Genomic DNA, 9,673 nt, shown 5'->3' on the forward strand with positions numbered 1-9,673 from the left:
GGGAGCGAGCTTGCTCGCGAAAGCGCCAGGTCAGACGACAACTATGTCGCCTGACACACCGTCTTCGCGAGCAGGCTCGCTCCCACACTTGTCAGCTGTTGCGTTAAGCCCATTCGAGAGCTGGCAAGCCACATGCGCTCGGTGTGAACGCCTTGAGCGTACGAAGAATGCCATCGGCATGGGCGTATTTTTCATCCGCCATGGCCGCGTCCGGGATCGCTATCGCAGTCATCCCCGCCGCTTTCGCCGCGGTGACACCAAACGGTGAATCTTCAAACACCAGGCAATCCTCGGGCGCGACGCCAAGGCGCCGCGCTGCCGTGAGGAAGATATCCGGTGCCGGCTTGGCTGCGCCGACTTCCGGGTCATCTGCTGTCACGATGAAATCGAACAGCGCGAACCAGTCACGGTGCAACGTGGTTTTCTGGCCGAACGACTGACGCGAAGAACTGGTGCCCACTGCAATCGGAATCTGGTTGGCCTTCAAGTGCCGCACCAGTTCCTCTGCACCCGGCATCGCCAGAGCTGTAGGAAAACGCTCGCGCATGAGTGGCTCGCGGATCACCAGGAACTCTTCGGCGGTGATTGGCAGATCGAGCGCCTCGACCACGTAGCGCGCCAGATCATCGGCCCCACGGCCGATGATGTTTTGCTTGATGCTCCAGTCAAAAACCCGACCGTAACGCGCGGCGATCAGGGACGTGACCTCGGTGTAAAGGCCCTCGGTGTCCAGCAACAAGCCGTCCATGTCGAAAATCACAGCCTTGATCGGGCCGAACTGATTGAGCGGTGCATTCATCGCATCGGATCCGTTTTCTAAAGACATCCCAGAGGCGGCTCAAATACGGCCGGGTCCGTGATCGATTAAAGGATTCAGCAGCATAGCGAGCGCGGCTGACATTGGGCAACGGGTAATGTCTGGCCGTTACAAAAACTGCTGGTCGTCATTTAGCGATTGTCCCTACAAAAAACGCCTCTTTTTCCGACTTCTTTACCCGCTGATCCCAAGCAAAGTCTCGCGCTCACATTTGATCTGCGCGAGGGACTGCGAATGTTCGTACCTGACAAGGTACTTGCCTTGAATAACGCCATCGGGCTGCTGGTGGTCGCTGCCATGGACCCCGGGCAGCCGAACGTTGAAGCGCTGCTCACAGACTTTCGGCTGTGCCTCAACGACTACGACGCCTGGGCGGAGAGTTACTGGACCGGCAAGGCGCTGGAAATCGAGCAGGTATTCAAGGTCGGCAACGACGTCCGCCTGGTCGCGCCAAAAAATTCCACGACACCTGTCAGCTCATCCGTCGCGGCGTGTTCGGCCAGCGGCCCGTTGACGCTGGTGCACATGTTCGACGCGGCGAGGTTCGTGCCGATTGGCAATACGCCGGTGATGCTGGAGCCGTTGAACGCTGACGGCACCTATGGCGAGCCGGTTAACCACGAGATCGGCCCCAGCGGCATCCTCGAAATTCCCGAGTGCGAGCGCGGCCAGCGTTACCGCATCACTTTCTTTCCGAATGTGTCCACTGACCATGTCAAAGCGCTGTACGCCTCCTATCAAGGCGTCATCGACGGCCTGGAAGGCTGGCTGCGCAACGAGTGGACGACGGAGTTCGAACCTTCATGGGCCGAGTACGCCGAAGCCGGATTCATCAAGCGCTACGGCCTGCTGCAACAGGCTGACTGGCGCGGTTTCGAGAACTCGTTGAATGGTTTGTGGGACGACGTAAAGCAGATCTACGAGCTGATCACGGACCTGCAAGCCAACAGCGAAAAGCTCCTTGAATACCTGACCGAGATCGAACTTGAAACGCTGCTGAAGGCCTCGGCTGAATCGATTGCCAATCTGTTGCTGGTGTTGAGTGACGAGCCATTGATGTTCATCCATCTGGCGGTGTTCACCAGTTGGCTGCGGATGATGCCACCGCAGCACATCGCCGAGGTCGTGGCGGAAATTCGTGCAGGGATATTGATCGGCTTCTTGTTGGCTCGTTTCACCGGTAGCGCAGGACTGACATCCGGCATCAGCGCCAGGGTGCTGAGCAAAATCAAATCGGTGCGAGCGCGCAAATGGCTGGCTGCCGCGAGTTTGCGGCTGGCCACCCTGCCTGAACTCACGAATCACGCGGGCGTGCTCAAACCTCTCGCGATCAATGTCCGGACTGCTCCGCTGAACCCAGCGCCTGTGGTGCCGTTGCAGATCAGTCCAGGCGCTGCACCGAGGGTACTGGTGAACAACCCGGTCGCCATCGCGCGCAGCAAATCCGCCGCCAAGACCCGCCTGAGCCGCCAGGAACACCGTGACGACGCCCCTGACCAGGCGAAAAACCCCAACGGTGACAACGCAGATTGCGCACCACTCACCTGCACCAATGGCTGCCCGGTGTCGATGGTCACCGGCGAAGAGTTGCTGACCCTGGACGATGGATCGCTCAACGGTTTACTGCCGTTTGCGTTCACCCGGTTGTACCGAAGCAGCGCCGTGGAAATCGATTGCGGGCTTGGCTGGGGTTGGAGTCATTCGCTGGCACATCGGTTGGAGCTGGACGCAGAACACGTCGTCTGGATCGACCATGAAAACCGTCGCACGACGCTTCCGCTGCCCAGCCGGGAACGCCCGGCCATTCATAACAGCCTGTCGCGGGCCGCGATTTATCTAGGGGATCAACCTGAGGAACTGGTGCTCGCGCTCGCTGGCGAGAAGGTGCGTTTTTATCACTTCCGCAATGGGCGGTTGACCGCGATCAGCGATGCCAACAACAACCGTTTGCACATCACCCGCGACCGACAGGATCGCATTCAGCGCCTCGACAACGGTGCAGGTCGCTCGCTGCTGTTGCGCTACGAGCATCGGCACATCGTCGCCGTCGAGTATCAGTCGTTTCACCCTGCCGACACGGCGGATGACGCCTGGCGTACAGAGCAAACGCTGATTGCCTACCGCTACGACGCCCGACAGAGACTGATCGAAGCGACCAATGCCGCCGGCGAGAGCGAACGGTACGACTACGACGACCAACACGTGATCCTCCAGCGGCAACTGGCTGGTGGGGCAAGTTTCTTTTGGGAGTGGGAACGGTCCGGCAAAGCCGCCCGATGCATTCGGCACTGGGCGACGTTCGCGCAAATGGATACGCGCTATGCCTGGGACGACAACGGCACAGTGCGGGTTAAAAACGTCGATGGCAGCGAGGAAGTGTATGTCCATGACGACACGGCGCGGTTGGTGCGCCGGGTTGAGCCGGATGGCGCCGAGCATCTCAAGACGTATGACCACAAGGGTCAGCTGATCGCGGAACAGGGGCCGCTGGGGGCAATTACTCAATACCGCTACGACGACATTGGGCGGCTGATTGCGCTGATTCCACCTGAAGATGAGCCAACCTCTTACGAGTACCGCAACGGTTTCCTGCATGCGTGCTATCGCGGCAAAGCGGTATGGAAATATCAACGCAACGCTCAGGGCRATGTTACCGAAGCCATCGATCCCGACGGCCAGATCACCCATCACCACTACGACGCACAAGGACGCCTGCTGTCGATCCGTTATCCGGACAGCAGTCATCATGTTTTCCTTCGGGATGCTATCGGGCAACTGATCGAGGAAACCCTGCCCAACGGCGGACAGCGGCGGTTTTCCTACGATGTACTGGGACGACAAATTACCCGTCAGGATGAACACGAGGGTGTCACTCACTACCAGTGGGATGCCGTTGGCCGACTGATTCAGACAATTCTGCCTACCGGCGCCAGCCGCGCCTTCAGCTACAACGCCTACGGCAAGATCACCGCCGAACGCGACGAACTGGGTCGCATCACGCATTTTGAGTACGACGATGACCTGCACCTGGTCAGTCGCCGGATCAACCCAGACGGCACGCAACTGCGTTATCGCTATGACAACGCGCGGCTGCTGCTGACCGAAATCGAGAATGAATCCGGCGAACGCTATCAGCTGGACTACACACCGGGTGGATTGATCCGAGAGGAAAGCGGGTTTGATGGTCGACGCACCGCGTACGCCTACGATCTCAATGGCCATCTGCTGGAGAAAACCGAGTTCGGCGATGACGACTCGCAGCTGGTTACGCGCTACCAACGGGACTCGGCCGGTCGCCTGCTGATCAAAACCCTGCCCGACGGCATCAAGGTCGAATACCACTACGACAGCCTGGGCCGCTTGGTCAGCGTCGATGACAGCCACGATCACCCACTGGAATTCGAATACGACACCCAGAACCGGCTGATCACGGAACACCAGAGTTGGGCCACGTTGCGTTACGGTTACGACGCTTGCGGCCGACTCAGCCACCTGCGCCTGCCCGACAACAGCAAGCTCGCCTACCACCGCGCCAAGGGTGGCGCACTGACCGCCATCGACCTTAACGGCACACGACTTACGAGCCACACCTATCAATTCGGCCGTGAGTTGCAGCGTCTGCAAGGCTTGTTACACAGCCAGTACGAGCACGACGAACAAGGTCGTCTGAAGGCCCATGCGGTCAACCAACATCAGCAATCGCTATACCGACGCGACTTCGCCTACAGCGCCAATGGCAATCTCGACACCCTCGTTGACACTCGCCACGGCCAACGCAACTACCAATACGATCCCCTCAACCGCCTGATCCGCGTTCGCCATTCCCGCGATCAACAACCCGAAAGCTTCGCCCACGATCCGGCCGGCAACCTGCTGATGCAGGATCGCCCCGGCCCGTCCGCCGTCAAAGGCAATCGCCTGTTGATGCAAGGCGACCGGCATTTCGACTACGACGCCTTCGGCAACCTGATCCGCGAACGCCGAGGTACCGCGCAAAAACTCGTCACCGAATACCGCTACGACTGCCAGCACCGACTCATCGGCGCCATCCTGCCCAACGGCACCTGCGCGACCTACCGCTACGACGCCTTCGGCCGTCGTATCAGCAAAACCGTCGACGGCCACACCACCGAGTTTTTCTGGCAAGGCGACAATCTCGTCGCCGAAAGCAGCCGCGAACATTACCGCAGCTACGTCTACGAACCCGGCACCTTCCGCCCACTGGCCATGCTCGACGGCAAAGGCCCGCGCCAGGCCTGCCCGTTCTACTACCAACTCGACCACCTCGGCACCCCGCAAGAACTCACCGACTACAGCGGCGACATCATCTGGGCCGCGCAATACACCGCCTACGGCCGCCTGACCCGACTGAATCGCGATACCCATCAGGTACTGGATCAACCACTCAGGTTTCAAGGGCAATATTTCGATGCGGAGACAGGGCTGCATTACAACCGGCATCGCTACTACAACCCGGATCTTGGGCGGTATCTGACACCGGATCCGAGTGGGTTGGCGGGCGGGATAAACGGGTATCAGTACACGCGAAACCCGACGGGGTGGGTTGATCCGTTGGGGTTGAATGAGTGTCCTGGAGGGGATGGGTGTAAGAGGCCGGGGTTTGGGGATGAGGATCCGGCCAGTAAAATAGCGATTAAAAATCGTGAACCTCAATTACCAAAACCAAAAAAAGAGGACGACTTCTTATATCGCGGGGACGATAAAGAACCTCACGATGTATTTGAAAATGGTTTTAAAAGCAAAGGAAAAAGCAACGACCTATACTTACACTCATTAGACAGCGAGCACCCACCAAGCAATTTTATTAGCACATCAACTTCCAGGGAAATCGGGAAATCATTCGCCACTGGATACAACACAAAAACGGGCTATCTGTACACTCTAAACAAAATCCCCGGACACGATTTAAAGATAGAACTAGGATCTTTGTACGACTTTGGTAGAGAAAAAGAAATTGCCATTCCAAGCCGTATAGCAAAAGAGGATGTGCTTGGAGCAACCCTAATTATTGATAATGGAAAAGAATTCGGTTATTCCATACCGAACCCTAACAGGAGGATCAAAAAATGATTTGGACAGTAGAAATAATCATTGAACACGAAAAAGCAAAGGAAACTGCTCAGCTCACATGCAACAACAACGCCGAAAATGACAGCGTATCTATAGAATTCGCGATGCAAAACGGATTATGCAAAACTTACTCAGACACTAACTTTTATAGATGCTTCGCTCGCACGCGCGAAGACAATGCTGAAATAAAATTTCTCTGCAAAGGATCAAAAATAAACGTGCATACATCTAGCATGTCAGCACAGATGTCTCGTGGATTGAAAGCATATGAATTGACTTTAGGTAAAGCCGCATCACTCAGTGATGTGATTTACATATTTGATTATGACGAACACAACCTAACCAATGACTCAGCCGAACAGCGAGCTTTTTTTAGGAAATGGATTGAAACTGAAAAAAACGACGAGGAGGAGCAGTAATTAGATGACTATTAAAAAGAAGCTATGCGGGACACTCTATACCAAACCCTCTGAGAAAACGATGAATGACAATTGAGGAGATTTCTATTCTGATCGGCGGAAAATTCGAGATAGCGGTTCTCGATTACGACCAACAAAAATCAACCATGAAGGTAACACTAGAAAGTGGATGGACGAAATACTTATCAGGGTTTGATATTTATGACTGTCTAGGGAAAATCATAATGCATAGGCCAGATATTAAGTTCTTGTGCAAAGGAGCAAAATTGAATGTTCGACCTTCTAGCATGTCCTCACAGATGAGCTCAGGAGTAGTGGCATACGAGCACAAATTAGGCGTCCGCGCGTCACGAAAGGATCTTGTTAATATCTTTCATTATGACGACCAAGACATAATTAATGATCCACAGCTTCAAACTGACTTCTTCCACCGCTGGCTAAAATCTCTAAAATAATAGCCAACACAGATTAAACACAACCTTTAACTCAAAGGCGTCCATGAAAACATTTGAAATAGCCACCCATTCCGACGGTGTCACTTATAGCTCTATAATTGAATACGGCCGCGAGGGAGCCCTGTCAACCTTACGACTCAGAAGCAACCCAAACAAAACATACAAAGCCCACGACCTGTTTCAATGTCTTGGTCTATTGCGAGCAGATTATCCCGAAACGAAATTTCTCTGCAAAGGGGCGAAAGTCAATGTCTACACTTCGCGAATGTCATCGCAAATGTCCGCTGGATTAGTAGCATATGAACTTCGCTTAGGTATACCAGCGGAGGACGAGGATATTGTGAGAATATTCGACTATGAGGAAACAAATCTTACGAACGACATCCAGCAACAACGAAAATTCTACACACGGTGGATCGAATCGTTAGCCAATAGGTGTTGAGATCTGTTTATTGCGTACTAGCGGCAGAGTCGGAAACAGCGGATATCAAAAGCCCAACATATAGCTGGGCTTTACCACCTTGAACCTTTTGTGGCATTAACTACTGTTCTACTTTTGGACACCGCCAGTGCCACTATTGCCAACACTACCAGCCTTTTCAGCCTCATTCCCCATCGCCCCCCCACCACTCACCACCCCACTTCCCGTCCCCGCCCCCGTGCTGCTCCCATTGGCGTCCCCGCCATTCCCGCCTTGGATAGAACCAGGCGGCAACGCCTTACCATCCGCAGAATTCGCATTCATTTCGGTATACGGAGGCATCCCGCCTTTATCCACAGGCGCATCGTTCCCGTTGGATTGAGCAACCGCGTTCAACGAACCAACCGACAACAGCCCTGCAATGATCAGGGCTGTTAACTTGGAACTGATCATGATGCATCTCCTTTAAAAGGTGCATACCTAATCTGGCAACGCTCACTTTTAAAAGTTGCCGCACGATCGACCAGCGGCTTTTCAGCTGGGTTCACCCGAGTAATCATCACCGGCAATGTCCGGATCCTCAGGATCGGCCTCGACGTCCCCTCGCCTCACATCATCAGCTGGCAGTTGCTCCACCGCCGTATCGTCATCCGGCGGACGTTGATCGCGACTCAACGAGTCAGTCGGTGAAGGCAGCGGATATTCAGGGGTGTCGTCGGTATCGGTACCAGTGTCTTTCGGATCTGCGTTCATAAGCACCTCTCGAAGGGCCTGAAAGCAGGCCCTGATATTTCGAGGGGTGATGCAGGGCTATGTTCGATCAAGGAGACGATCGGTCAAACAGAACACACAAAGATCAATCTTCTTCGTCGTCTTCGTCTTCGTACTCGAGGTTCCCCACATCGCCCGCGTCATCAGAATCGTTGAGCGGCACCGTTGCGTCGTCAATCAGTGAATCTGGATCTTCATTGCCGGGGTCATTGATGAACGGGAGCCCGCTAGGGCCTTTTGGTTCGTTGCCTTCGGTTTCGGGTGTCATGGCATGCCTCGCAATCTTCKGGTGTGTATGTAGTTCGAGACTGCCTGTGGCCCATCGTTCCGGCTTGCGGAATACGAATACGAAAAACCCGGCACGGGGCCGGGTTTGTTCTACTCGATAGCGAGTTAGTGATGTTTGTTTTTGTGCTTGTGCTTATGCTTGTGACCGTTACCGTTACCGGAATGGGAACTGCCATGATCATTATCATTGTCGTCGTTGCCCAGGTTGTTGCCGACTCCACCACCCGCTGCACCGCCAAGGCCCGCACCGATGGTCGAACCGGTAGAGCCGCCGAGGCTGTTGCCAATTATCGAGCCGCCTGCCGCACCTAACCCACCGCCGATTGCTGCTTCATTGCGACTGCCCTTATTCGCCCCGACTGCGCTCCCTGCTGCGCCGCCRACACCGGCGCCAATAGCTGCGCCCGTGCTGCCGCCTAACTGTCCGCCGACGACATTACCCAGCGCACCACCCAGACCGCCGCCCACTGCAGCGGTGCCGTCATTGGCTGCCATTGCTCCTTGAGCCATCAACAGTCCAACCACAAACGCAGACAGCGCCAAACGTCGAGCACTTACGCTTCTAGCCTTTTTGCTGTTGTTAACCGGTGTCATAGGACGCCTCGTGTTCTTCTGGGGTATATGGGCTTTGAGAGTATGTTTAAAGAATCGTTCATAAAAGAAAAGCCCGGCATTTAGCCGGGCTCTTCAATGCTGATCTATAAGGATCAGTGACGCTTGTGACCTTTGCCCAGGTTGCTGCCTACGCCGCCGCCCAACGCACCACCCAAACCTGCGCCGATGGTGGAGCCGGTCTTGCCGCCCAAGCTGCGACCGATTACCGAACCACCGGCTGCACCAACACCGCCACCAATAGCGGCTTCAGTACGACGGCCTTTAGGCGCCGCAACAGCGCTGCCGGCTGCACCCGCTACGCCAGCACCAATTGCTGCGCCGGTACTGCCGCCCATGCTCTGGCCGACCACATTACCCAGGGCGCCGCCCAGACCGCCGCCGAGTGCGGCGGTGCCATCACTGGCAGCCATCGCGCCTTGAGCAACCAAAAGGCCAAGAACCAGAGCAGGCAACGTTAAACGCATGACAAAAACCTCAAAAATAGGGGGAAAAACGAAAGCGGGTGATTGAATGCTCTAGCGCGGTAAACGTCCACACAAAAACCTCCGCATCTCGCAATTAGCGTCGGTTGGACAGCTTTTATGGAAAAGGTTTTATGACAGGCAAAAAAAAGCCCGCTGGGGAACGGGCTAGGGTACTGCTTTCTAACGGATGGTTTGAGCCTACGGACGAGCCTGTGAAAAGTTTGTGAAAAAAAAGGGGCGCCATGCCTAATGCCAGTCAGTTAAGCTGACTGGCATTTTTCTTTCTGATCGGATACTTCGGGGATTTGAGCCTGATAGCCCGGGGGTAGATG

8 protein-coding genes are annotated in these 9,673 nt (G+C 55.2%); 2 read left to right on the forward strand and 6 right to left on the reverse strand.

Annotation, left to right across the window (positions count from 1 at the left end):
- Window positions 1-103: 103 nt before the first annotated feature.
- Window positions 104-799 (reverse strand): HAD-IA family hydrolase, encoded by a 696-nt coding sequence (locus AC1DSG_RS22380; RefSeq protein WP_477792832.1) that lies wholly within the window; start codon window positions 797-799, stop codon window positions 104-106.
- Between the two features lie 252 nt (window positions 800-1,051).
- Between AC1DSG_RS22380 and AC1DSG_RS22385 the strand changes: the two genes are divergently transcribed.
- Together AC1DSG_RS22385 and AC1DSG_RS22390 are read left to right on the forward strand one after the other, a co-directional pair.
- Complete coding sequence (locus AC1DSG_RS22385) at window positions 1,052-5,908, forward strand: RHS repeat-associated core domain-containing protein (protein WP_477792833.1); 4,857 nt, start codon at window positions 1,052-1,054, stop codon at window positions 5,906-5,908.
- Entirely contained in the window at window positions 5,905-6,327 is a 423-nt protein-coding gene (locus AC1DSG_RS22390; protein WP_477792834.1) for a hypothetical protein, read from the forward strand. Before AC1DSG_RS22385 ends, AC1DSG_RS22390 begins: the two co-directional genes overlap by 4 nt.
- A 1,005-nt stretch (window positions 6,328-7,332) precedes the next feature.
- Here the strand turns inward: AC1DSG_RS22390 and AC1DSG_RS22395 are convergent.
- From AC1DSG_RS22395 to AC1DSG_RS22415, 5 genes are all read right to left on the reverse strand, one after another.
- On the reverse strand, window positions 7,333-7,656 hold the full coding sequence (locus tag AC1DSG_RS22395) for a hypothetical protein (RefSeq protein WP_477792835.1): 324 nt from the start codon (window positions 7,654-7,656) through the stop codon (window positions 7,333-7,335).
- A gap of 81 nt (window positions 7,657-7,737) precedes the next feature.
- The gene (locus AC1DSG_RS22400) at window positions 7,738-7,956 is read right to left on the reverse strand and encodes a hypothetical protein (RefSeq protein ID WP_477792836.1); all 219 of its coding nucleotides are present in this window, start codon (window positions 7,954-7,956) and stop codon (window positions 7,738-7,740) included.
- A 103-nt stretch (window positions 7,957-8,059) separates the two neighbouring features.
- Entirely contained in the window at window positions 8,060-8,242 is a 183-nt protein-coding gene (locus AC1DSG_RS22405; RefSeq protein WP_477792837.1) for a hypothetical protein, read from the reverse strand.
- Window positions 8,243-8,367: 125 nt separating this feature from the next.
- Window positions 8,368-8,856 (reverse strand): glycine zipper domain-containing protein, encoded by a 489-nt coding sequence (locus tag AC1DSG_RS22410; RefSeq protein ID WP_477792838.1) that lies wholly within the window; start codon window positions 8,854-8,856, stop codon window positions 8,368-8,370.
- A gap of 113 nt (window positions 8,857-8,969) precedes the next feature.
- The gene (locus AC1DSG_RS22415) at window positions 8,970-9,341 is read right to left on the reverse strand and encodes a bacteriocin (protein WP_477792839.1); all 372 of its coding nucleotides are present in this window, start codon (window positions 9,339-9,341) and stop codon (window positions 8,970-8,972) included.
- Between the last annotated feature and the right edge of the window lie 332 nt (window positions 9,342-9,673).

The organism is Pseudomonas sp. P5_A12, from assembly GCF_056400685.1.